This window comes from Maribellus maritimus (assembly GCF_022267315.1).
Classification (GTDB): domain Bacteria; phylum Bacteroidota; class Bacteroidia; order Bacteroidales; family Prolixibacteraceae; genus Draconibacterium; species Draconibacterium maritimum.
On sequence record NZ_JAIKLE010000017.1, the window covers coordinates 93179 to 116539 of the forward strand.

The 23361-nt window shown below is 37.9% G+C and carries 21 protein-coding genes; 5 read left to right on the forward strand and 16 right to left on the reverse strand.

Annotated elements, in window-relative coordinates; all coding sequences use genetic code 11:
- Nucleotides 1-14: 14 nt before the first annotated feature.
- Nucleotides 15-2066: a M13 family metallopeptidase gene (locus K5G00_RS15890; RefSeq protein ID WP_238767169.1), complete on the forward strand. Its 2052-nt coding sequence runs from the start codon at nt 15-17 to the stop codon at nt 2064-2066.
- A gap of 56 nt (nt 2067-2122) precedes the next feature.
- On the opposite strand, the gene K5G00_RS15895 is transcribed toward K5G00_RS15890, so the two are convergent.
- Entirely contained in the window at nt 2123-3055 is a 933-nt protein-coding gene (locus K5G00_RS15895) for a DMT family transporter (RefSeq protein WP_238767170.1), read from the reverse strand.
- A gap of 188 nt (nt 3056-3243) precedes the next feature.
- On the opposite strand from K5G00_RS15895, the gene K5G00_RS15900 reads away from it, so the two are divergent.
- Together K5G00_RS15900 and K5G00_RS15905 are read left to right on the forward strand one after the other, a co-directional pair.
- The gene (locus K5G00_RS15900) at nt 3244-3708 is read left to right on the forward strand and encodes a MaoC family dehydratase (RefSeq protein WP_238767171.1); all 465 of its coding nucleotides are present in this window, start codon (nt 3244-3246) and stop codon (nt 3706-3708) included.
- A gap of 147 nt (nt 3709-3855) precedes the next feature.
- Nucleotides 3856-4563 carry an MgtC/SapB family protein gene (locus K5G00_RS15905; protein ID WP_238767172.1) on the forward strand — a complete coding sequence of 236 codons (708 nt, stop codon included), beginning with the start codon at nt 3856-3858 and terminating at the stop codon, nt 4561-4563.
- A gap of 8 nt (nt 4564-4571) precedes the next feature.
- On the opposite strand, the gene K5G00_RS15910 is transcribed toward K5G00_RS15905, so the two are convergent.
- Genes K5G00_RS15910 through K5G00_RS15920 form a run of 3 tightly spaced genes read right to left on the reverse strand, consistent with a single transcriptional unit; the run spans nt 4572 to nt 6750 of the window.
- Nucleotides 4572-5042, reverse strand: coding sequence for a low molecular weight protein-tyrosine-phosphatase (locus tag K5G00_RS15910; protein ID WP_238767173.1), 471 nt, complete (start codon nt 5040-5042; stop codon nt 4572-4574).
- Nucleotides 5043-5056: 14 nt separating this feature from the next.
- Nucleotides 5057-5806, reverse strand: coding sequence for a shikimate dehydrogenase family protein (locus tag K5G00_RS15915; RefSeq protein WP_238767174.1), 750 nt, complete (start codon nt 5804-5806; stop codon nt 5057-5059).
- Nucleotides 5807-5811: 5 nt separating this feature from the next.
- A complete protein-coding gene (locus tag K5G00_RS15920) occupies nt 5812-6750 on the reverse strand; it encodes a DUF368 domain-containing protein (protein ID WP_238767175.1) in 939 nt (312 codons plus the stop codon).
- Between the two features lie 169 nt (nt 6751-6919).
- Between K5G00_RS15920 and K5G00_RS15925 the strand changes: the two genes are divergently transcribed.
- Entirely contained in the window at nt 6920-7498 is a 579-nt protein-coding gene (locus K5G00_RS15925; RefSeq protein WP_238767176.1) for a hypothetical protein, read from the forward strand.
- A 6-nt stretch (nt 7499-7504) separates the two neighbouring features.
- Here the strand turns inward: K5G00_RS15925 and K5G00_RS15930 are convergent, their stop codons facing one another.
- From K5G00_RS15930 to K5G00_RS15940, 3 genes are all read right to left on the reverse strand, one after another.
- On the reverse strand, nt 7505-8404 hold the full coding sequence (locus K5G00_RS15930; RefSeq protein ID WP_238767177.1) for an EamA family transporter: 900 nt from the start codon (nt 8402-8404) through the stop codon (nt 7505-7507).
- 98 nt (nt 8405-8502) lie between these two features.
- Nucleotides 8503-9927, reverse strand: coding sequence for a tetratricopeptide repeat protein (locus K5G00_RS15935; RefSeq protein WP_238767178.1), 1425 nt, complete (start codon nt 9925-9927; stop codon nt 8503-8505).
- A gap of 59 nt (nt 9928-9986) precedes the next feature.
- A complete protein-coding gene (locus K5G00_RS15940; RefSeq protein ID WP_238767179.1) occupies nt 9987-11516 on the reverse strand; it encodes a DUF4301 family protein in 1530 nt (509 codons plus the stop codon).
- 158 nt (nt 11517-11674) lie between these two features.
- Here K5G00_RS15940 and K5G00_RS15945 point away from each other — a divergent pair, with 158 nt between their 5' ends.
- Nucleotides 11675-12619: a TIGR01212 family radical SAM protein gene (locus K5G00_RS15945; protein WP_238767180.1), complete on the forward strand. Its 945-nt coding sequence runs from the start codon at nt 11675-11677 to the stop codon at nt 12617-12619.
- An 85-nt stretch (nt 12620-12704) separates the two neighbouring features.
- Here the strand turns inward: K5G00_RS15945 and K5G00_RS15950 are convergent, their stop codons facing one another.
- The 9 genes from K5G00_RS15950 to K5G00_RS15990 all read right to left on the reverse strand — a co-directional run bounded on the left by K5G00_RS15950 (nt 12705) and on the right by K5G00_RS15990 (nt 23131).
- Entirely contained in the window at nt 12705-15032 is a 2328-nt protein-coding gene (locus tag K5G00_RS15950; RefSeq protein WP_238767181.1) for a GH92 family glycosyl hydrolase, read from the reverse strand.
- 129 nt (nt 15033-15161) lie between these two features.
- Nucleotides 15162-16289, reverse strand: coding sequence for a class-III pyridoxal-phosphate-dependent aminotransferase (locus K5G00_RS15955; RefSeq protein WP_238767182.1), 1128 nt, complete (start codon nt 16287-16289; stop codon nt 15162-15164).
- 20 nt (nt 16290-16309) lie between these two features.
- Nucleotides 16310-17065, reverse strand: a complete 756-nt coding sequence (locus K5G00_RS15960) for a LytR/AlgR family response regulator transcription factor (protein ID WP_238767183.1) — start codon at nt 17063-17065, stop codon at nt 16310-16312.
- Nucleotides 17062-18135 (reverse strand): sensor histidine kinase, encoded by a 1074-nt coding sequence (locus tag K5G00_RS15965; RefSeq protein ID WP_238767184.1) that lies wholly within the window; start codon nt 18133-18135, stop codon nt 17062-17064. Before K5G00_RS15965 ends, K5G00_RS15960 begins: the two co-directional genes overlap by 4 nt.
- 124 nt (nt 18136-18259) lie before the next feature.
- Entirely contained in the window at nt 18260-18892 is a 633-nt protein-coding gene (locus K5G00_RS15970) for a hypothetical protein (RefSeq protein WP_238767185.1), read from the reverse strand.
- A gap of 229 nt (nt 18893-19121) precedes the next feature.
- Complete coding sequence (locus K5G00_RS15975) at nt 19122-19892, reverse strand: hypothetical protein (protein ID WP_238767186.1); 771 nt, start codon at nt 19890-19892, stop codon at nt 19122-19124.
- A 17-nt stretch (nt 19893-19909) separates the two neighbouring features.
- Nucleotides 19910-20326 (reverse strand): PAS domain-containing protein, encoded by a 417-nt coding sequence (locus K5G00_RS15980; protein WP_158869168.1) that lies wholly within the window; start codon nt 20324-20326, stop codon nt 19910-19912.
- Between the two features lie 147 nt (nt 20327-20473).
- A complete protein-coding gene (locus tag K5G00_RS15985) occupies nt 20474-21235 on the reverse strand; it encodes a DUF4197 domain-containing protein (protein ID WP_238767187.1) in 762 nt (253 codons plus the stop codon).
- 57 nt (nt 21236-21292) lie between these two features.
- Nucleotides 21293-23131, reverse strand: coding sequence for a YgiQ family radical SAM protein (locus K5G00_RS15990; RefSeq protein ID WP_238767188.1), 1839 nt, complete (start codon nt 23129-23131; stop codon nt 21293-21295).
- Between the last annotated feature and the right edge of the window lie 230 nt (nt 23132-23361).

Consider the following 23361-nt stretch of genomic DNA (forward strand, 5'->3'; position numbering starts at 1 on the left):
AGAATAAATTTAAAATGAAATCAAACAAAAGAACTTCAGTAGCGGCAATGTATTTATTCGCAATTACTTTTGTTGCTTTGGCTTTTACAAATTGCACAAAAAAAAATGAACCATCCATCCGGACAGATTACATGGATTTGTCGATTAACCCCGGAGATGATTTTTACAGATATGTGAACGGAAGCTGGATTAAAAACAACTCAGTTCCGGAAGACCGTTCCAGTTATGGTTCGTTTGATATTGTGCGAAAGAAACGGGATGCCGATGTAAAAGCTTTGTTGGAGGAAGTGGCTCAAAAGACTGATACTGAAAAAGGCAGCGTAACACAAAAAATACGCGATTTTTATGTCACAGCAACGGATACGGTTGAAATTGAATTGCAGGGAATCAGTCCGCTTCAGCCGGAGCTGGATTTAATTGATAATATCAAAACAAGTCAGGATTTTCAGGATGCCGTTGCACGTTTTCATACATATGGCCTGGACCCTTTATTCGAAGGTGGGGTTATGCAGGATTTGATGAATAGTAAAATATTTAAATTTTACCTCATGCAGGCAGGAATCGGTTTGCCCGACCGCGATTACTATACCAACCAGGACGCTCGTTCAAAAGAAATACGTGAAGAATATGTAAAACATGTGGCGAAGATGTTTGAACTTGCCGGTCTCGAATCTCAAACAGCACGGGAAAATGCGGAAACAATTATGGGGATTGAGACGCGTTTGGCAGAAAGTTCAAAAACACGTGTTGAAATGAGAAATATTCCGGCGCTGTATAATAAAATGAGTTTGGAAGAGCTTTCAGAATTGGCTCCCGGATTTAACTGGACTCGTTATTTTAACCAAATCAGCGATACCGATTTTGGAGATGTAATAGTAGGTATGCCCCTATTTTTTCAGGAAGTGGGCGAGTTGATGAAAGATGTTCCTGTTGACGACTGGAAAGTTTATCTCAAATGGAACCTGATAAATCGTTCTTCAGAGTTTTTAAGCTCCGATTTTGTAAATCAGGATTTTAACTTTTATTCCAAATTTCTTTCAGGGAGCGAAAAAATAAAACCTCGCTGGGAAAGAGTAGTTGGATTTGCTAATGGTGCATTAGGAGAGCCGCTTGGGGAATTGTATGTGGCAGAATATTTTCCGCCGGAATATAAAGCAAAAATGGAAGAGTTGGTTGGGAATTTGAAAAAAGCACTTCGTTTAAGGTTGGAAAATCTTACGTGGATGACCGACTCAACAAAACAGGCAGCACTGGCCAAACTTGATGCGATGGGCGTAAAAATTGGGTATCCCGACAAGTGGAAAGACTACTCAAAACTGACAATAGAGACAGATTCTTATGTTATGAACGTAAGACGTGCCAATTATTTTGCTTATTACGACCAGTTGGACAAATTTGGCAAACCGGTAGACAAATCGGAGTGGGGAATGACGCCGCAAACAGTAAATGCCGGATATAATCCATTGATGAATGATATTACGTTTCCAGCTGCAATATTACAGCCGCCGTTTTTTTACGCCAACGCCGACGATGCCGTAAATTATGGTGCTATTGGAATGGCTATTGGTCATGAAATGACACATGGTTTTGATGATCAGGGAAGAAATTTTGATAAAAACGGGAATATGATTGATTGGTGGACACCAAAAGATGCGGAACAGTTTAACAATCGTACACAACTTTTGGTGGATCAGTACAGCGATTTTACTGTAGGCGACAGTGTACATGTTAACGGCCATTTATCGCTTGGTGAAAACATTGCGGATTTTGGAGGGTTAACAGTGTCGCTTGAAGCATATAAACTAAGCAAGGAAGGAAAAGCCGCCCCAAAAGATATAGAAGGGTTTTCCGATATTCAACGTTTTTTCCTCTCTTATGCACAGGTATGGAAGGGATTAATAAGGGAAAAAGCTTTGTTGCGTTTGGTTCAGGAAGATGTACATCCCTGGGGTGAGTTTCGTGTAAACGGAGCTACTTTTAATGTTCCGGAATTTTATGAAGCGTTTAATATTAAACCTGATGATAAATTATATCGTACGCAGGAACAGCGACCAGTAATTTGGTAAATCATAGAATATTATATTATTTAATCCCGTGGAATTTGCCGCGGGATTTTTTGGGATCATTTTTTTGCCAAATTTTTACCCAAGGCTTTTGAGCTTTTCCTATTGGCATAATTTAATGCTAGTAATGACAGTGCAATAAAACTCATTCCAATAATAGAAAAGAGATCAGGCTTTTCATTGGATATAATTATCCAGCTGAGAATGGCGCCTGATACCGGGATGAGAAATTTCCACACATTTAAAAGCGAAACTTTTACACCCGGGCGTTGCAAAAGAATATTCCAAATTGTAATGGCTGCCGCTGATAAGAAACTAAGCCAGGTTAGGGCGTAAAAATAAGCTGGCGGGAAAGGTCCGGGCTGAATCCCTTCTATCGGGATAGAAATCAGAAAAAGCATAAGTCCACCAACCGAAAGAGATGTTGCACTTAACACAATCGGCGAAACTCCTTTTGAATATTTTGAGACCATTACATTTGAATATCCGGAAACCAGATTATTCAATAACAATAACCCGATTCCAAGAAGCTCCAGTTCGCCTTTCATTTTTACTTTTGAACGTCCAAGGGTAATAATGGCAATTCCTGTAACACCAATTAAAATGCTGGCCGTTTTCAGTGGTGTCATCTTATCATTCTGGAAAGTAAAATGAGCCACAAGTGCAATAAAAAGCGGAGATGAACCAATTATCATTGCTCCCAGAGAACTGGGTACGAGGTTTAAACCGCTGTAAAAGAGCGCATATTGTGTGAAAATCTGTACGATGGCCAAAAGTAGTACAAACTTCCAGTGCTTTTTAAGCTCCCGGAAGAATTTGAGCGGTTTTCCAAAATAAATAAAAATGAGAATACCGGATATAAAAAAACGGATACCTGCAAATTGAAACGGAGTTTGATATTGCAATCCAATTTTTACACCAACAAAAGCTGTTGACCAAAGCCAGCATGCAAAAATTGCCAGAAATGTGGTACTACGTAGAAGATTTTTCATCGCTCGACTGTATTTGCAAAGGTGAAAAAAAAGAGTGGATTATTTGAAATTTGACTAAAAAATAGAACGAGGCGTCTAAAAATTCAGTTTGACTTTATAAAACCTTATTTAAATTTCCTGTTTATCAAACAAAAATTGGGGTTCAGTACAATTAAAAACTTTAATTTGCATCATCAAAAATTTGTCAAATGGGAAAAACAATCATTAACAGCTACGAAGAGTTTGAATCTTATCTGGGAAAAGAAATCGGCACATCAGAATATATCCAGATTACACAGGATCAAATCGATAAATTTGCTGATGCCACACTCGATTATCAATGGATTCATACTGATCCGGAAAGAGCGGCCAAAGAATCGCCGTTTAAAAGTACAATTGCACACGGCTATTTAACACTTTCGATGTTAACTTATTTGTGGTATTCTATTGTTGATGTGCGCAATGTGAAAATGATTGTAAATTATGGAATTGAGAAACTGCGGTTTCAGCAGCCGGTTTTGGTAAACGACAAAATCCGCGCAATTGTTTCCTTAAACGATATTCGTAATTTGCGTGGTATTGCCAAAATTCAGGTAAAAATCGTGGTTGAAATTGAAGGAAAAAAGAAACCGGCATATGACGCTTTTGTAACCTTTCTTTATCATTTCGAATAGTGAATTTCCAGTAAAAATATTAATGCCGTTTGATTGTTGAAATCAGGCGGCATTTTTTTGCCATCATTTGTTTGGGGCGATAATTATGAGGACATATTTTAAATCAAAGCGTTAATTTGTAAATTGGAGGTTGATAAAAGAATTTAAATGGATTACATCAACGAAGTATTAACAACAACCGAGATTACCTGGCAAGTTGCTCTGGTGAGAATTCTGGTTAGTTTTTTCATCGGTATGCTGATTGGTATTGAACGTGAAACTCACGATCAGCCCGCAGGATTACGGACACATATTTTAATAAGCATCGGTTCAACTGTAGTGATGTTGATTTCTATTTTTATTCCGCAAACATTCACCGACTTTCAAAACGGAGACCCTGGCCGAATAGCAGCACAGGTAGTTTCAGGAATTGGATTTTTAGGGGCTGGAGCAATTTTGAAATTTGGAGCCGATGTGAAAGGTCTAACAACGGCAGCTTCAATTTGGGCAATGGCAGCACTTGGACTGGCTGTTGGGGCCGGCATGTATATTATCGGATTCATTGGTGTTGTGGTGATTCTGTTTGCGTTAACAGTAATGAATTTATTTGAAAAGCGTGTTTTTAAAGAAAGAACAATCCGGAAAATAGAGTTGTACGTAAAAAAAAGAAATTCTGATATACAGGTTCTGAAAGAAATTCTGAAGAGTCAGGATATACGAATTATGTCAACCGGTTTTGAACGAAATATTAATGAGGCTACTGATAAAATTGTGTTTCTGGTGGGGGTAACACGCAAAATGAATATACAGAAACTTTCAGATAATTTTGAAAAACATCCCGGGATTGTTGCTGTAAAAGTGGATATACTGGAATAATTTTTAGCTTATTCCAGCTTTTTTAGCAATCCTTCGCAACTGTCTTCCAGTAAATCGAGAACCAGCTCAAAACCTTCTTCTCCGCCATAATACGGATCGGGAACTTCCTCGTAATTCCATTCTTTGGCAAAATCAGTCATTTTATGAATTTTTGCTAAATCGGCACTGTTTTGCGTCATCGATTTTAATGCTTCAACATTCTGATCATCCATCCCGATAACCAAATCAAAATGCCCGAAATCAACATCCGGATTAAATTTTCGCGAAATACTTGTGAGATCATATCCGCGTTTTACCGCATGTTGTTTCATCCTGCGATCGGCAGGTTCACCTGCATGCCAGCCCGATGTTCCTGCAGAATCAATTTCATATTTCTCTGCCAGCCCTTCTTTTTTTACAATTCCTTTAAATACTGCTTCAGCGCTGGGCGATCGACAAATATTACCCAAACAAACAAACAGAACTTTCTTCTTTTCCATAAATAATTTCCAATCTATTCTTTACTATTCCAGATTTCATATGACTTTAATGCCTGGCCGAGCAACATTTCGTATCCGTTCTTTGCAGTGGCTCCCCTGGCTTTTCCTTTGTTCATAAACTGTGTTATTTCAGGGTTATAAACCAAATCAAACAGCAAATGTTTTTCGCCTATAAATTCATAAGGAATGGGAGGAAAGGTTTCCGTTTTGGGGTAGGTTCCAAGTGGAGTTGCATTGATAATTATCGTTCGTTCCGTCATCATTTGTTCATCAATCTCTTCGTAACGAATTTCATTTTCTTTTAACTCTTCAATAGAAGCAGAAATAAACTCAATTCCAAGATGATTTAAAACGTATTTTAAAGCTTTTGAGGCTCCGCCGGTCCCAAGTATCAGTGCTTTTTTGTGATACTCTTTTAACAACGGTTTTAAGGAGTTTTCAAAACCAAAGGTATCGGTGTTAAATCCTTTTAAATAAACTCCCGAGTCAGAACGGATTATTTTCACCGTATTCACTGCGCCAATTTTTCGTGCCGAGTCATTTAAATCATCCAGAAAAGGAATGACCTGTTCTTTATACGGAATGGTCACATTGAGACCAATTACTTCGGGGTTATTTTTTATAATCTCCGGAAACTTTTGAATCGTATCAATCTCAAAGTTCTCGTATGTAGAATTTATTTTTTCGGTTTCAAATTTTTCTGTAAAAAAACGTTTTGAAAATGAATGGGTGAGCGGGTAGCCTATTAATCCGTATCTTTTCATCTGTATTAATTCGCTTTTTTTGGTTTTGTTAATCCTTCAATTATAAAAATAATGGCAAATCCGGCCACAGCCAATAAAATTGCACCAACTAAAAGAGCATTGTCTCCTGTAATTTGTTCATAGGTTCCCGGTAAAATATTTACTTCAACCAGTGGTTTTATTTCTCCGTGCCGATCTGTAAAAGTTTCGGTAACTTGTTTCCAGGGCCAGACTTTATTTAATGAACCCACCATGAAACCGGCCAAAACAGCAATGGTTTGATTATGAAATTTTTTTAATAACCAAGACAAGATATTTGAAAAAGTAATAATTCCGATGGCTGCTCCCACCATAAAGGTAAGAATCACGGCTATCTGCAGATTTCCAACAGCATCAAGGACGAACTTGTACATCCCAAGCAGAACAAGAATAAAACTCCCAGAAATTCCTGGTAAAATCATGGCACAAATGGCGATAGCTCCTGAAACAAATATAAACCATGTGGTTGTGTTGGCCTCCGCAGGTGTAATTACGGTGATGAAATAAGCAACGATAATTCCCGCAATACCTGCAACAACAGTTGAAATATCCCATTTTTTTATCGTTCTTGCCACATAAATTGCCGAAGCGACAATTAATCCGAAAAAGAAAGACCATACCAAAACAGGATGGTTGTCAAGCAGATACTTCAATCCTTTTGCCAGCGAAAAAACGCTGATTCCGATTCCCAATAAAACGCATACCAGAAAAGTTCCGTTAATGGCTTTCCAAAAGTCTGCGATTTTTCCGCTTAGAATAAGTTTTAATGCATTTAAGTTGATGGATTTTATTGAGTTAATTAACTCTTCATAAATTCCGGTAATAAATGCGATGGTTCCGCCGGAAACACCCGGGACCACATCAGCAGCTCCCATTCCCATTCCTTTTAAAACCAAAACGAAGTAATCTTTTGCTGTTCTGTTCATATTAAATTTTACGTTTCTCCTTGTCTCTTTTTTGTTCTCTGCTGTTATACTTCCAGCAAAGCTCACTCAAAATTCACGGAGATTTTTGTCTTTAAATTTTGGAGGTGCCAAAATAACAAAAACTTACCATAAATTGTTATGAAAAATAAAAAGCTCAAATCGTTTAAAAATGAATTTAAGAAAGATTTTAACTGTTATTATTGTTTTTGGTATGATACAATCCTACGCTCAGAAAAATATAGAGGCGGAAGTGAAAACTTTACAACTCGAAGAAAACGGAAATTTTCTCAATAATTCCGGATTGCCTGTATTGTTGTATAAAGATGTTTTTCGTTTTGAAGGGAAAGACCCTGCGTCGACCATCGAAAGAGTTTTTGCTGAAAACAACTGGGGAGCTTCGTGGCGAAATGGTATTTATGATTTTCAGCATTACCACAGTACGGCGCACGAAGCATTGGGTATTTACGGCGGCTGGGCAGAGGTTCAACTGGGCGGGTCGGGTAGCGAAATAGTACGGATTGAAAAAGGCGACCTGGTAGTTTTACCAGTTGGAACGGCACACAAAAGAATTAATTCCGGTGACGGTTTCGCCGTTGTTGGTGCTTATCCGGATGGACAACAGTGGGATATGAATTACGGGAAAGCAGAAGAAGTTCAATCAGCAAAAGAAAATATTTCAAAAGTAAAACTTCCTGAAAACGATCCGGTTTTTGGTAGAGACGGTAAAATGTTTGAGTTTTGGAAATAATGAAAACTAGCGGCTTCCCAAAGTAATCAGTAAAATGCCGGCAAGAATTCCAATTAAATAAATTCCTTTTCTTTTTAGATTTTGTTCTTTAAAAAGTAAAGCGCCTAAAGTGAAGGTAATCAGAACGCTACTTCTGCGCAGTGCGGAGATCATCGAAATCATTGAGTCTTCCAAACTTAATGCGTAGAAATATAAAAAGTCAGCAACCACCAGGGTAACTCCTATCAGCGGGATTGTCCAGCGCCAACGAAATTTTGTAGTATTTTTGCGGTTGGGAAACCAGAAAACCGCCAAAACCGGAAACAAAATAATTACCTGGTAAAATGAAAACCATGCCTGTACCGCAATTCTATCTATGCGTGAAATAATAAATTTATCGTACAATCCGCTGATGGAACCCAAAATAGTTGCACCAATGATAAGGTAAATCCACTTGTTTTTCCTGAATTCAATACCTTCGAGCTTGCCGGCGGTTGAAAAGAGATAGAAAAAGATGAGGGTTAGTGAAACGCCTACCCATTGCAAACCATTAAGTCTTTCCTGAAAAATAAGCAATGCTCCGGCTAATGTCCATAACGGACCAGTGGAGCGAATCGGCGCAAAAATAGTAACAGGCAGATGTTTCATTGCAAAAAAGGCCAGGATCCAGCTGGAGACTACAATAACTGATTTTAGTATGATTTGCATGTGTTCAGTAAGGGTAAGTGAAGGCGCAAAAAGCCCAATCGCAGCTAACTTATCAGGAAAGAGGCCTGACCCGATTACAACCGGTAAAAATAGTGCCGTACTTGTAAGCGTGGAAAAAAAGAGAACCGGCATAACAGCATTTCCGTTTAGCGATGTCTTTTTAAAAATGTCATAAATACCCAGAAAAAGGGCGGAAAGAAGTCCTGCAAAAGCCCACATATTTAACTTTTTTGCAAAGATATATTATGGTAATCCGGGAAAGTAATTTACTGATATTCCGATACCTTTAATAATGAATTATTAAATTTAGATAACACTTATTCAAAATTATTGGCCTTCCGAAATTCATCGACCAGTTTTTTAAGTCGCTTGTTTTTAGGAGCTTTGGGATAAAAATCAAAAAGAAGGTTGATTTGAAGAAAGTCCTGTTTCATTGCAGTGTTCAACATTTCAAAAGCATCGGGTTCATCCTTGTTTTCAAGATATAAACTCACCAACCGGTATTTTAATATCGCGTCACCGTTCTTTTTTATTGCGGCTTTTAAAATCTGAATGGCGTTTTCGAGTTCTTCAAAGTTCAGATATACGTCAGCCCATGTTAGCCATATTTCGCTGTTTTCCGGCTCCAGTTTGACAGCTTTCTTTAACGCTTTAACCGCGTTCTTTTTGTGGTTGAAATCGTTGTATACTTTTGAAAGCGTCAGCCAGTATTCTGGATTGGAATCGTCAATCTCCAATGCTTTTTTGATAAAAACAATACTTTCCGGGAATTTTTTCTCCACCCACATAATTAAGCCTACACCAAACCAGGCAGTATCATTATCTTCGTTAATATCAATGGCTTTCTGATAATGTTCTGCTGATTTTGTATAATCTTCCAGATTCAGATAACATTCGCCTATATAACAATAAGCATCGTCGTTTTCCGGCTCAAACTCCAGATATTCAAAATATTTTTTAATGGCATCTTTATATCTGGCGGCATTCGCATAAGCATTGGCGATATTAAAAAGAGCCTGGTGAAATTCGTCGTTCAGCGCGAGAGCAAATTCATAGGCCTCAACTGCTTTGTCATGATTACCTGCTTTATTTTGTGTGATACCTAAATTAAACCAGGTTGAATAATTAAACGGATCAATATCAAGATATTGATTGTAATACGAAACGCTTTTTTTGTAGTCGCCCTGCTGGTCACAGAAAAATCCCAGTTCATAAAGCGCCATTTCATTTTTCGGATTAGCAATCAGTGCCTGCTCAAAGTGTTGAATGGCAGTTGGAATATCACCGGTTTGAATATAGGCCGCCCCGATATGATACAATATGTCATCGACCTCTTTGCCTGCGCTCTTAATGGCTTTTCGGAATGACCGTCCTGCTTTAGGTTCATCTCCCAAAACCAACCATGCCGAACCTTTTATAAGGTGTACATCGGGGTTGGTAGATTCAATCTTTTCAACAAGATTAAGGTGTTTTATTGCATCTTCAATTTTTCCTTTACTCAATAAAACCTGCGCATACTTTAGGTGGAGAGTTACCGCATTGGGATGAATTTGAATACCCTGCCGTGCTGCTATTTCTGAAGCGTTTATATCCCCTTCTTCGAGCAACTGTTCTACAATTCCTTCAAATTCAGAAACATCGAAATATTTTTTATTACCCGATATCAGCGAACGTTTAAAACGGTTCAGGGCTTCACTGATATCTTCCTCACTGCTAAAATTTTTCCTCTCTTCTTCGTTCATCTGCGTAACAATGAATTCGCGAAATTAATAATTCCAATGAATTAACGGACAATTTTATATTATTGATGTTGTTCTCGTAACAAATCGTTCACAGTTTTAACCGGGTTAAATGTCTCAATCGGAACTTCTGCAAAGAGCGTATTCCAGTTACTCATTGCTCCGTTCCAAAGCCCCGGAAGCTCCTGCGCTTTCAAATTCTTCCCGTCTTTCGATTTTTTTGAAATAAAGCCTGTTGCCGGATCGGTATATTCAAGTAGGTTGTATTTTTCACCTTTATAATTTTTTATTCCGCAAACCAGGTCAACAGGATTAAAATGTGTGGCATGTGAAATTATTGTCTGCTGTTGCATACTATTCGGGTCAATTTGCGAGCTTTCCACAACCTGCAACGAAACTGTCTCATCCGGATTTTTTGCCCAGAACGGTCCGCCACCCGGCTCACCTTCGTTTTTTACCATCCCGCATACCCGTAAAGGGCGGTTGTATTTTTCTTTTAAATAATGATAAAGTTGTTCCTTTTCAGTGTAATACTGACTCTCTGCCGGTTTTGTATTGAGCTGGTTTTCCAGAAAATTGGCAGCTTCCGCCAAAAATGCATGATCCAGTGCCACCGGATGTTTTTCGTTTAGCTCTTTTTGGTAAAGGAAAATTTTTTCCTGGTATTTTAACAAAACGCCGGCCAATGCTTTTTTATAATCAACCGAGGGTTTCTTTAGTTTGTCGGGAACAACATTGTCAATGTTTTTTATAAAAATGATGTCGGCATCCAAATCGTTCAGGTTTTCAATCAGAGCTCCGTGACCTCCCGGCCGGAATAACAAACTATCATCAGCTTCCCTGAACGGTTCGTTTTCCATATCAACAGCAATTGTATCGGTGGATGGTTTTTGTTGGCTAAAAGAAACGTCAAAGGTTACGCTTAGCTCATTTTCATAGGATTCTTTTATTTTTTGAAGCAGATTCTCAAAACTTTCCTGGTGTTCGGGCGAGACCGTAAAATGCAGTCGCACTTTTCCCGCACTGTCTTTTGCGTATTTTGCGCCTTCTGCCAGATGCTCTTCAAAAGGGGTACGGTCAATATTTTTATATTTATGAAATTTTAAAAGTCCTTTGGGAAGCGAGCCGTAATTTAATCCTTTTTCACTCAACAAATATCCTACCTGGTTTTTACAACTTTCTTCTTCGCTGTTTTCGCTGATTTTGTTTTTAAGTTCCTGATAAAAAGCAAACTTTTCTATCTCGTCAACAAATTGTTTTACTGCTTTATTTTCTTTTAAAACTTCCTCGGGTGTTTTCGAAGTCTCACACTCTTTCAGAGCCTCGAAAAGCGCTTTAAACATTCGGCTGGCTGCACCGGAAGCCGGCACAAATTTTAGTGGTTTGATACCAGATATTACCTTTGCCTCGTAACGTTCTATATTTTTTTGAAGTTTTTCTTTGTCGAGTTGAATAATCCCTTTGCCAACAGAAGCAGCTTCTTCCACATGCAAAAAAGGAAAACCTTTTTTGAATTTTTCAATCTGTTGATTTACAATTTCAATGTTGCTTCCGCGATTTTGTATTTGTAGTTTGTCTTTTTCAGAGAACATATACCTGTTTTTTGATATTTAAAAATAAAAATAAGATTCCGGTTTTTTATACGAATAACAGCCTGTAAGGACTAAAGTTTTCAAGATTTTGTTAACAGTTTTCTGAATCGGTTGATACTGACTTATTTTGTTTATTTTTGCGCTGTTAATTTGATGGGATGACGGACAAGAATTTTTTCTGGAATCATAAAAAACGATACAACGATTTTCCAACCTATTTTAAAAATAAGTTTTCGGAAAGAGTGCAGAAGGTTTCCGTCGATGCGGGGTTTACCTGTCCGAACCGCGATGGATTAAAAGGGAAAAGTGGCTGTACTTACTGCAATAACAAAACCTTCAAACCAACCTACTGTAACCTGGAAAACAGCGTTACAAATCAAATTCAAAAAGGTGTGGATTTTTTTGCCAAAAAATACGCTGCGATGAAATTTTTGGCGTATTTCCAAGCCTATACAAATACTTATGCTCCCCTGGAGGATTTAAAACGGCTTTATGAAGAAGCGCTTCAGCATCCTAAAATTGTTGGTTTGGTAATTTCAACCCGCCCTGATTCGGTAGATGAAGAATTGCTGGATTATTTGTCGGAGCTGAGTAAAGGAGCTTATGTAATGGTTGAGTTTGGGGTAGAGTCGCATCTTGATAAGTCGCTGGAATTAATCAATCGCGGGCATTCATTTGCCGATTCAGTTTGGGCGCTGGAACAAACCGAAAAACGCGGCATTAATAACTGTGCTCATATGATTTTAGGGCTTCCCGGTGAAAACCACTCCGACTGGCTCGAACAGGCAAAGATTATTTCAAAACTGCCGGTTAAAAACTTAAAATTGCATCAGCTTCAGATTCATAAAGGAACCATACTCGAAAAGCAATACCGCGAGAAACCCGATTCATTTTTTCTTTTTTCTGCAGAAGAATACATTGAACTGGTGGTTGATTATCTTGAGTTGTTAAGTCCACAGATTATTGTGGAGCGGTTTATTAGCCAGGCGCCACCCGACATGTTGCTTGCTCCCAAATGGGGGCTGAAAAATTTTGAGTTTGTTGCTAAAGTAGAGAAACGCCTGAAAGAAAGAGATACCTGGCAGGGGAGATTATACAAATAAATCCGGGGATTTTGAATGTCTAACGTTTTGAAAACAAAAAAACGAATCCTGGGATTTATTTGATTGAATACTATATTTTAAAATTTTATTTTGCCGGTGTATTTGTCATATAAAATTTAATTTCTCCGCCGTTCATAATGTCGCTGTGTTTTAAAGTGAGTCCATCGATTTTTTTTCCGTTGATTTCTACTTTTTCAACATACACATTTTCCGGGCTTTGATTTTTAGTATTGATTACCAGCGTTTTTCCATTATCTAAATAAAGGTTCGCTTTTTTTACCATGGGGCTGCCTATGGAATATTCGTCGGCTCCGGGCAAAACGGGATAAAAACCAAGCGAGCTAAATATATACCAGGCGCTCATTTGGCCGGCATCATCGTTGCCGCACAAACCGTCTTCCTTACTGCTGTACATGGTTTTCATAATCATTCGAACACGTTCCTGTGTTTTCCATGGTTGGCCGGTCCAGTTGTAAAGATAAGGGATATGATGTCCCGGTTCATTTCCATGAACGTAATTCCCGATAATCCCGTCTCTGGTAATATCTTCGTTATTTTCGATATATTTTTCTGCAATTTCAGTCGTAAATATTTTGTCGAGCGACTGGGCGAATTTTTCTTTTCCCCCCATCATTTCAATCATTGTATCAATTTCGTGTGGAACATATAAACCATAATTCCATGCATTTCCTTCAATAAAACCCTGGCCATGTGTATCCATCGGATCGAAATTTTTGCGCCATTCACCATTTTTGAGTTTTGGCCGCATAAAACCAATTTCTTTATCGTAAATATTTTTAAAGTTTTCAGAGCGTTTTAAGTATTGGTTATACACTTCAGTTTTGCCAAGTTTTTGAGCTATCTGTGCGATGCACCAATCGTTATAAGCATACTCCAATGTTAAAGAAACTGAATAGTCGCTTTTTTCTTCTGATACATAACCATTCCTTACAAATTCATCGATCCCGTTAAAATAACCAACATTTGAAGTGCTTATACATGCATCAAGGGTTTTATTAAGGTCGGCATCTGTATTTCCTTTTGCAACAGCATCGGCTATTACTGAAACAGCATGGTAACCAATCATACACCAGTTTTCGTTGGCATAATGACTCCAAATCGGTAACATGTGGTGTACACTTTGCTCCTGATGGGCCAGCATCGATTTAACCATGTCGTTATTTTTTTGTGGATGAAAGATATTAAAAAGCGGATGCAGTGCCCGGTAAGTATCCCATAATGAAAATATGGTGTAATTTGTAAAACCTTCACTTTGGTGAATATTTTGGTCGAGTCCCAGGTACCGGCCATCCACATCTTCGTAGATAATCGGGCTTAACATGCTGTGGTACATGGCGGTATAGAACGTTTGTTTTTCTTCCGGAGTTGAAGTTTCCACTTGCACTTTTGCAAGTTCTCTGTTCCATCTTTGCCGCGTTTCTTCTTTTATCTGTTTAAAATTCCAGCCCGGTATTTCAGCCCTGAGGTTTTTTATTGCTCCTTCGGTGCTCACCGATGAAAGAGCAAATTTTATTTTTATTTTTTCGTCTTTTTGAGTTTTAAAATTGAAATATGCGCGAATATTTCGACCTGCCATTTCCGGGAAATTCTCCTCTTCTTCAAACCGGCGGTAAAATCCGTTGTAGGTGAGTTTGTCATATTTCTTATGTCCGTAAGTCTCAAAAGGTTTTGAAAAAGCCATTGCAAAGTAAACTTTCCGATTTCGCGCCCATCCCTTGGTTTGCCTAAATCCGGTTACCAGAGAGTCGTTTTCAACGCGGATAAAAGTCCACACATTTTTTTCATCGTAATTATAAATGTTGTAGACCAAATCGAGAATAATGTGGGCATCTTCCGACGCCGGAAATGAGTATTGATGAAATCCCACACGGTCACTGGCTGTTAGTTCTGCTTTGATATCATAATCTTCAAGATGGACTTTGTAATAGCCCGGTTCTGCTGTTTCTGTCTCATGTGAAAATTGCGAATGATAACCACTTCCCGGATTGTTGACTTCACCCGGATTAAGAACGAGATCGCCTGTTGTAGGCATCACTAGAAAATCACCCAGATCGGAGTGGCCAACTCCGCTAAAATGCGTATGAGCAAAACCAAAAATAGTATGGTCGTCGTATTGATAACCTGAGCAGTACCGGTATGTTTCTCCATTGTATTCTCCATCAATAGAGTAAGGCTCTATATTGGTTTCCGGGCTTAACTGAACCATTCCAAACGGAGTTGTAGCCCCGGGGTAGGTATGGCCCATATTTTTTGTGCCAACCATAGGATTGACAAATTGAGCCAAATCCGGAATTGGCAAATTTTCTTTTTGGTTTTGTATTTTTTGATTTGGTTTTTGACAGGAAAATAACACAATTGTACCAATAGTAGCAAACAGCAGCAGTTTCTTCATTTCAATAATTTGTTTTTGGTTTTTATAACAACGCTTATTTTCGAGGGTAGGAATACAAAAGTAGCATTTTTGAAAATGCGTGAAAATATAAAAATTAAAAGATATTGTATTGACTATTGAAACGACTTGCTATTTCAATAGTTGTAATGTCTCTTTAATACTTTTTATCAGTTGATTAATGTCTTTTTGAGGTAACGTGAGTGGTGGCATAAAACGAAGTGTATTAAATTTGTTCCCCGTAACAAAACCATTATCAAAAAGCTGACTGTGGATTTTTTCTGAGTTTATCTCTTTTTGAAATTCCAAAGCCAACATCATTCCTCGTGCCCTGATTTCCTTTATTGTACCGGAATGATTTTTAGCCACTTTTTCCAGTTCTTTTTTGAAAAATACTCCGGTGAGGGCTCCTTTTTCAACATGGTTTTCTTCTTCCATTATTCTGAAAACTTCCAACGCAACCGCACAACCCAGCGGATCGTTTTGGTGCGACTGTGCATAGCGGAAAGGAGCGTCTTCAAATTCTTTTGCTATCTCTTTCGAAACAGAAACAGCACTAACAGGGTATCCGTTACCCAATGCTTTTCCTGTAGTTACCATGTCGGGGAGAACATTGTAGTGCTGAAATCCAAACCATTTTCCCGTGCGTCCCATTCCGGTGGTTACTTCATTTGCAATAACAATTACACCATTTTGTTTTGCCTGTTTTGCCAGTTTTTGGATAAACTGAAAATCAGGAAATTTAATAATTCCCAGCGATGCGCCTCCGGTTTCTATTACAAGTGCAGCAATTTGGCTGAAATCGATATTTTGAGTTGCAGCACTATTGTTAAAAGGAATAACGATTAAATTGTTGTTTTTTTGTGAATTTTGCCCGTCTCCGTAAGCACTGAGGTACGAAATGTCTGTCGTGAGAATTTTATTCCGGCCTGTAATTTGTTTGGCTAATGTAATGGCAAGGTTTACAGCTTCGGATCCGGAACTTAGAAATACACTTTTCCCATTTATTAATTCGGTTTTTTGTGCTATTTTTTCTGAAAGTTTTTCAGCATGCCTGTTTCTGAAAAAATATCCCTGGTGAATTGATTTTTCTAGTTGGTTTTTAACTACATGATTAATTTTTGGATGATTGTGTCCCAGATTTGCACACCAAACACCCGATTCAAAATCGATATACTTTTTCCCTTCAGTATCATATAAATAGCAATCTTCTGATTTTTCGAGGTATTTTTCAAAAGGGGTATAAAACTGAATTATCATTGAAATAAATTTTTAAACATCTATTTATCCAGCCATTTTTTGAAAACAGGAGACCGATCGACACTTACCACAGTTTCAGTTTCGTCTTCCACCGGCGGGTTTAGTTTTAGTTTTATCCGGCTTCGCGACCAGGCTGTCATGTTTTCAATGGCATTCAAATTGACGATATATTTCCTGTTGATGCGGAAAAATTGATTGGGATTGAGTTGCGTTTCCAGTTTGTCGAGACTAAATTCAAGAGGGTAGGATTGGCCATCGAATGTTTTTATGAAGACGTTTTTTCCTATCGCATTGAACCAGGCAATCGCGGCAGTTTCTACCATTCTTATTTTTTGACCGATTTGAATGATAAAACGTTTTTTGAATTCCGGCTGAGTACCTTTTATTTCAGATAACAAACTTTCGAAGTCGATAGTAAAGACTGATTTTACCGATTTGTATTTTTGAAGACTAAGGGTCAAATCTTCCTTTCGAATTGGCTTTAACAAATAGGCGATACTATTCAGTTCAAAAGCTTTTATCGAATACTGGTCGTAAGCAGTTGTGAAAATAACGGGAGTATTAACCTGAACCTGTTCAAAAATACTAAAACTTATTCCGTCAGAGAGCTGGATGTCCAGAAAAATCAGATCGGCCTGGTTTTTTGTAAACCACTTTACTGATTCTTTTACAGAGCCTAAATTGGCTCCAATTGAAAAGTCGGGGGCAACTTCTTCCAGCATTTTTTTAAGCCGTTCTGCAGCTACTGCTTCATCTTCAACTATAACTACTCTCATATTTCTTCCGGTTTTATCAGCGGTAGTTCTACTTCATAGAAGTTGGTTTTAACCATAAATTTTGGAGTCTGTTCGGTTATCATCGCATAACGTTTTATCATATTTTTTTGTCCCAATCCGGTAGAACCTCCGGATGAAATTTTGGGTTGCAAGTTGTTCCGCACTACCAGCCATTTATCTTTAGCGCAAAGTTCTATTTTTAATGGATTTGAAGTGTTGACAATGTTGTGTTTAATAGCATTTTCGATGGTTACCTGCAGCGATAGTGGCGGTAAATATTTTTTTAGAAAATCACCCGGCAAATCAACATCAAGATACAATGAATTGTCGTAACGCATTTGCTGGAGAGAAATATACGAGCGGATAAATTTTAATTCTTCGTTAAGCGACACAACCGGTTTTTCAATAGTTTCCAGAACATAGCGGTAAATCATTGAAAACTCATCGATAAATTGTTGGGCTTTTTTTACATCTTTATCAATTAATCCGGAAAGGACATTTAAGCTGTTAAACATAAAATGCGGATTGATCTGACTTTTTAACACTTCGAATTTGATTTGCGAGAGTTCTCTTTCAAGGTTTTCGGCTTTTATTTTTGAACGGTTACTTTCATTAAAATAAAGCCAGGCTTCGAGAGAAATCATCATCAAAATATTTACTCCAACTGTAATTAGTGCGTTATAAAAAAGAATTGAATTTAAATCGTCGTTGGTAAACGGGCTTACTGCATTTGAGATTAGTGTAACAAAAAATGAAATGAAAACGGCCATAAGAAACGCAAACAGAAACTGAACCGTTATTCGCAAAAAGATTTTTTTGTGCCATGGTAATTTTTTGTTCAAAAAATGAATAAGGAACAAATTGGGGTAAGCCAACATAAAACCGCCAACAAGACTGAGAAACGAGCCAAATGCAAGGCGAATAAAAAAATGTGTTGCACCTTCAATTATTGCGTACCCCGAATAGTGATTGTATAAAATGATAACCAATTGGACTCCGACGGAAATTCCCAGCAAAAAGTTAAGAAGTTTTCGAAAAGGGAAAAGTTGATTTACGGTTGAAAAGCTCATGCCGGAATTTGATTTTTTAATGAAAGTAAAAATAGAAAATTATACTATTTTGTATCAAATAATAAAAGTAATATTTGGAAAGATGCAGCCTTGAAAATGATTTTCCAAAGCTGCATGTTAAAGTCTAAAAAATGCCATATTTTATGGATATGCCTACATTAAATTGTTCAAATATGTCGTCGGCAGTTTCATTAAGTTCTACAGGCGATGTGTCGCGGTAACTTCCCTGTACACCCAACCACCAGTTTCCGGCCAACCGGAACATAAATTCTGCCGCAAGTTCATTGGCAGCAAAACGCTCCTGATCAATAATTTCTTCATACCACAATTTGTTTTCTTTGAACTCTTTGTTGTAAACATATTGTGCAAGTCCCATTCCGGTTGTCCAAGAAAATGAAAGCTTTGCTTTGTCTTTTAAAGGAACAATGTACTCGAGAAACAAACCGGAATAACCAGCCTCCAATCGGTAAGTTCCGTTCGCAACCAGCCGATCGAGATTTTTATCGTAATTCAGAGCACTTCCGGCGAAACCGATTCCCCAGTGTTGGTTAAAAACCAAGCCAGCTTTGTAGCCCAACCAGTTTGCTGAATTATCCATAACCGTTGAATAGGTTCCGGATACGCCGCCATACAGCCCAATGGTGTTGGTTCTTTTTTTTCCCTCGTAACTCCAGATGTAGTTTTTCTTTTCCTGTGCCAGGCTTGTTAAACACAGTAATCCGGACAATGCAATTGTTAGCCATACTTTTGTTTTCATTGTTTAATTGTTTTTTGAGTTTTTAATTATTTTTCAATGATTCAAAAGTAGAGTGCTTTCTTGCCTGAAGAAAATAAAAGAGAGCGAACGCGAAAAAAGAGGGAGTGAGTATGAAAGCAAAAAGGAAAGGTGTCTTGCCGGCGGAAGGTTTTTGCTTGATTTGTTGAGATAGAACTATCTCAACAGGAAAAGTTGTACACTTAATTGTTTGGCGAAAATTTGCTGTTCTCTATCCTTTTATCTCCTCATCAATTATTCCCAGAATGGCATCCAGTTCTTCCATTAACGGATTGTAGTGAGTTGATTCTGTAGCACGGGTGGTAAGAATAAATATAAGAATGTTATTTTCAAATTCCTTGGAATTCAGAAGATTCAGGTTACTGATGTTATTTTTTCCGGGCAGTAAACCTAATTCTTTACCGGATACATCTGTTAAATCAAAGATGGTCCTGATGCTGTTGGATTCTTTTCGAAACATATCGAGAACCTTTTCTCTTTGAATACCAAGATCGTTCTCCTGTTTGGCAATATCTTCCAGTGTCGAAATCCAGGTTGTCAGGTATGTTTTAAGTATGGGATTGGAAATGTCTTTTAAGCTTCCCGAATTTATCATTTCATTTAGAAGCGAATTATTAGGGTTGAAAGCAATGTCGAAAGCAAAAGTATTGTAAAGCAATTCTGAAAATTCACTTTCATCTGGTTGTATATTTTCGTCAGATATATATTCAACGATTTTTTTTGCACCCTCAAAGTTACTATTGTTTACCTCAATAAGTCTCTGTAGTTTTGATTTGCTGGTTTGAAATTCATTTTTTAATCCAATGAGGTATACCTGTTCTTTTTCTCTTATAATTCGTTTTTGATTGCTGTTATTAATGGCAAGTGCAATTAAAATTCCGATAACCACAAGAATGATTTCTCCAAATGCGTAGAGCAGGTAATTACTGATTTTTTTTTCAGTGATTAACCTTTGTCTGATTCTTCGAAAAAATTTAATCATTACCTGCTACAATCCGTTTAGTGCTTGCGTGTGCGATCCTCAATTACTACCAAACGATATTTATCTCCGTGCATTACCACCCGGTGTGTATCGATGTGCAGATGTTTGGTTACAATTTTATTGTTGATGTAAAATTCCCGAATTAGTGCCACTTCTGAAAGATTACCGCCGGAAAGCAATTCGCGCATCTGGCATTTTTTACAAAAATTGCTTTCGCGGGTAACAGCGGTTCCCCGTTGTGTACATCCCATTATTTCACAAAACTCGTGGTCAATAATATCACCTTTGTCGCTTTTTGTTAGCTTTTGAAATGATTTGTTAAAATATTTGACTTTAAAGTCGTGGTCGGTTAGAAAGATGGCTTGCGGATGGTGCTCAATCAGTTGGTTTACCAGGTCGTTTGCCTCTTCAATTCGTACAAATTCAAGTCGCATGGCAGTAAGTATTAATGAGTTAATTTTTTGCCTGAATGAAAACCTACATCAGTTAATTCATCTTTGGCAATTGGAAATTAACAATAAAAATTAAAATTTTCAATGGAACATGTTTTAGAATCTAAAAATATTTTCAACAGTTTGAGTTTAGCTGCTAACTGAACCAAACACACGTTTTAAAATATCAGTGACCCTTGCAGCCGGATCTTCCCGGATTAATTTCTCCTGGTTTTCTATTTTTAGAAATAGTCCGTCGAGTGCTTTTTGTGTCAAATATTCATCTAAGTCGATTTCAACAGGTTTAAAACCGGCAACTTTTCCAACCATCGAATTTGCAACTTCATTCCATTTTCCGGTAAGCAAATCCCAGCTTTGTCCTGTCGATACATTTCCAACCAGTTTTTTATCTACTGAAGCTTTTATTTTTGGGCGGTACAAAGCAAAAAGCTGATTATATGTCGTATTGTGTAAATAGTGTGTTGCGGCATTGTCGGCTCCTCTCAGTATTCCAATAGCATCGGTAATGGTCATACTTTTTATACTGTTTACAAAAATAGGTTTAGCTTCTGAAACTGCGTCTTCTGCCGCTCTGTTAATTCGCAACAAAACATCTTCAACCAATTTTTGGCCTCCCGGAATTTTGCTGACGTTGTCTACAATCATACCGGCTTCCGGTGGTAATAAAATCTTTGCCATTTCATCTTTGTAGTAGCCATCGGTAACCCCTAGAATATCTACTGATTTGTTTGTTCCAACAACAAGTGCTTCTTTTAGCCCGGCAACAATCTCAGTCCGCGTTAACGATTGTCCCTGGCTTTCTTCAAGTGTTTGTTGTGCAATTTGCGCCAGTTCGGCGCAAGCTGTAAAAAGAAATAGAAATGTAAAGGGTAAAATTTTAATAATTTTCATTTTGAAAGTTTTTTGAAATCTTTTTTAATATACAACGAATTTTTCAGGAGGTACGATTCATTTTTTGAACAATTGCTTGACCAAATCATTGCGTCCCTTTTTTTCAAGGTCTTTTTTGATCGAATTTTTAAATTCATTTTTATACCAGAAGAAAAACTGCCGCTGGTTTTCCTTATCATGTTTATTTTTGGCGGTGAAAATTTTTTCCATGGTGTACGGATGGTAGCCCGAGTAATAAACAACTGTTGCCAGCGTCATTGGCGTAGGGGTAAAATCCTGAACTTGTTCCAGTCTGAAATTCATTTTTTTTGTTCGAATAGCCAAATCGGCCATATCTTCTGATTTGCTTCCAGGATGGCTTGAAATAAAATAGGGAACTAACTGCTGGTTTAGTTTTTCTTCCTTGTTTATTTTAATGAATTCATCATTTAATTTTTCAAACAATTGAAATGAAGGCTTTCGCATAAATTTTAATACTTCGTCCGAGGAATGCTCCGGCGCCACTTTTAACCGGCCCGAAACATGGTGTTTTATAACTTCCCGTAAATATTCCTTGTTGCTTTTGTCTGTTTCTTTGTTCCCGGTTTTTTCCAATATCATATCGTAGCGAATTCCACTTCCCACAAATGCCTTTTTTATTTTTGGATTCTGTCGCACCTTTTTGTATAAATCAAGCATGGGTTTATGGCTGGTGTCGAGGTTTTTACAAATGGAAGGGAAAATACACGACGGTCGTTTACACTTCCTGCAAATTTCTTCATGGATTCCTTTCATTTTGTACATATTGGCAGAGGGACCTCCCAAATCAGAAATGTAGCCTTTAAAATCAGGCATTTCTGTAACCTTTTCAACTTCTTTTAAAACCGATTTTTGTGAACGGCTGGCGATAAATTTTCCCTGATGTGCTGAAATGGTACAAAATGTACATCCGCCAAAGCAACCACGGTGAATGTTTATCGAATGCCGGATCATTTCATAAGCCGGAATCGTCTCTTTGTTATTGTAACGCGGGTGGGGGAGTCGGGTGTATGGCAGGTCGTAAACCCGATCGATTTCTTTTTCTTTGAAAGTAGGCCAGGGCGGATTTACCACAATTTTGCGGTTGTCAACTTTCTGAATCAGTTTTTTTGCCTCCATTTTATTCGATTCTTCCTCGATATGCATAAAATTCCGGGCAAATGTTTTTCGGTCGGCCAGACATTCTTCGTGTGACGCCAGTTCCAACTCATCCCAGTTCTTTTTTGTAGCATAGTTTTTCTTGGCATCAACTATAAATGAGGTTTGCGGAATGGTAGTCAGGTTTTCAACCGGTACTCCTCTTTTTACCAACCGGGCAAATTCAATAATCGATTTTTCCCCCATTCCGTAAAAAAGCATGTCGGCCTTTGAATCCACCAAAATGGAAGGCATTAGCTTATCCGACCAGTAGTCATAGTGTGTAACCCTTCGCAGCGATGCTTCAATCCCACCAACCACGAGCGGGATTTCAGGGTAAAGTTTTTTTAGAATATTGGAATAAACAATGGTCGCATAATCGGGCCTGTATCCCGATCTTCCGCCCGGTGTATAGGCATCGTTGCTTCTTTTCCGCTTTCCTGCGGTATAATGATTAACCATCGAATCCATGTTTCCACCGGTTACTGCAAAAAAAAGTCTTGGTTTCCCCAGTTTTTTGAAATCACGCAGGTCGTCTTCCCAGTTGGGTTGCGGAATCACCGCTACCCGAAGTCCTTCCGCTTCCAGAACGCGTCCGATTACGGCTGCTCCAAATGAGGGATGATCAATATATGCATCTCCCGTAAAAAGTATTACATCGATATCGCTCCATCCCAGCTGTTTTACCTCTTTCTTCGATGTGGGCAACCATTGGCTGCTATTTGTTTGAATATTGGTCATACAAGTTTGTTTTTCATTCTAACAAATAAATCAGTGTTTTGATGAAAAAATATAGAAATCATTCATTTTTCAGAAGATATTACAAAATTATTTGTGTATTTATTTGATATCCAGCAAAAATAATATTTGCGGTCAAAGAAGAGGTGTGTTTTGCTGTGATAAAAAATAAAAATTGAAAAAACATTCTATTTTTGTACCTTTATTTCGGTTGGCTTTAATCGTAATGCAGC

What these genes read in the sequence shown, in the direction of transcription:
- K5G00_RS15930 (WP_238767177.1), bottom strand. Translation starts at nt 8,404, where the DNA reads ATGTGGGCTTTTGCAGGACTTCTTTCCGCCCTTTTTCTGGGTATTTAT.
- K5G00_RS15920 (WP_238767175.1), bottom strand. Translation starts at nt 6,750, where the DNA reads ATGAACAGAACAGCAAAAGATTACTTCGTTTTGGTTTTAAAAGGAATG.
- K5G00_RS15980 (WP_158869168.1), bottom strand. Translation starts at nt 20,326, where the DNA reads ATGCGACTTGAATTTGTACGAATTGAAGAGGCAAACGACCTGGTAAAC.
- K5G00_RS15950 (WP_238767181.1), bottom strand. Translation starts at nt 15,032, where the DNA reads ATGAAGAAACTGCTGCTGTTTGCTACTATTGGTACAATTGTGTTATTT.
- K5G00_RS15900 (WP_238767171.1), top strand. Translation starts at nt 3,244, where the DNA reads ATGGGAAAAACAATCATTAACAGCTACGAAGAGTTTGAATCTTATCTG.
- K5G00_RS15955 (WP_238767182.1), bottom strand. Translation starts at nt 16,289, where the DNA reads ATGATAATTCAGTTTTATACCCCTTTTGAAAAATACCTCGAAAAATCA.
- K5G00_RS15890 (WP_238767169.1), top strand. Translation starts at nt 15, where the DNA reads ATGAAATCAAACAAAAGAACTTCAGTAGCGGCAATGTATTTATTCGCA.
- K5G00_RS15965 (WP_238767184.1), bottom strand. Translation starts at nt 18,135, where the DNA reads ATGAGCTTTTCAACCGTAAATCAACTTTTCCCTTTTCGAAAACTTCTT.
- K5G00_RS15915 (WP_238767174.1), bottom strand. Translation starts at nt 5,806, where the DNA reads ATGAAAAGATACGGATTAATAGGCTACCCGCTCACCCATTCATTTTCA.
- K5G00_RS15970 (WP_238767185.1), bottom strand. Translation starts at nt 18,892, where the DNA reads ATGAAAACAAAAGTATGGCTAACAATTGCATTGTCCGGATTACTGTGT.
- K5G00_RS15895 (WP_238767170.1), bottom strand. Translation starts at nt 3,055, where the DNA reads ATGAAAAATCTTCTACGTAGTACCACATTTCTGGCAATTTTTGCATGC.
- K5G00_RS15985 (WP_238767187.1), bottom strand. Translation starts at nt 21,235, where the DNA reads ATGAAAATTATTAAAATTTTACCCTTTACATTTCTATTTCTTTTTACA.
- K5G00_RS15905 (WP_238767172.1), top strand. Translation starts at nt 3,856, where the DNA reads ATGGATTACATCAACGAAGTATTAACAACAACCGAGATTACCTGGCAA.
- K5G00_RS15975 (WP_238767186.1), bottom strand. Translation starts at nt 19,892, where the DNA reads ATGATTAAATTTTTTCGAAGAATCAGACAAAGGTTAATCACTGAAAAA.
- K5G00_RS15935 (WP_238767178.1), bottom strand. Translation starts at nt 9,927, where the DNA reads ATGAACGAAGAAGAGAGGAAAAATTTTAGCAGTGAGGAAGATATCAGT.
- K5G00_RS15960 (WP_238767183.1), bottom strand. Translation starts at nt 17,065, where the DNA reads ATGAGAGTAGTTATAGTTGAAGATGAAGCAGTAGCTGCAGAACGGCTT.
- K5G00_RS15925 (WP_238767176.1), top strand. Translation starts at nt 6,920, where the DNA reads ATGAATTTAAGAAAGATTTTAACTGTTATTATTGTTTTTGGTATGATA.
- K5G00_RS15945 (WP_238767180.1), top strand. Translation starts at nt 11,675, where the DNA reads ATGACGGACAAGAATTTTTTCTGGAATCATAAAAAACGATACAACGAT.
- K5G00_RS15990 (WP_238767188.1), bottom strand. Translation starts at nt 23,131, where the DNA reads ATGACCAATATTCAAACAAATAGCAGCCAATGGTTGCCCACATCGAAG.
- K5G00_RS15910 (WP_238767173.1), bottom strand. Translation starts at nt 5,042, where the DNA reads ATGGAAAAGAAGAAAGTTCTGTTTGTTTGTTTGGGTAATATTTGTCGA.
- K5G00_RS15940 (WP_238767179.1), bottom strand. Translation starts at nt 11,516, where the DNA reads ATGTTCTCTGAAAAAGACAAACTACAAATACAAAATCGCGGAAGCAAC.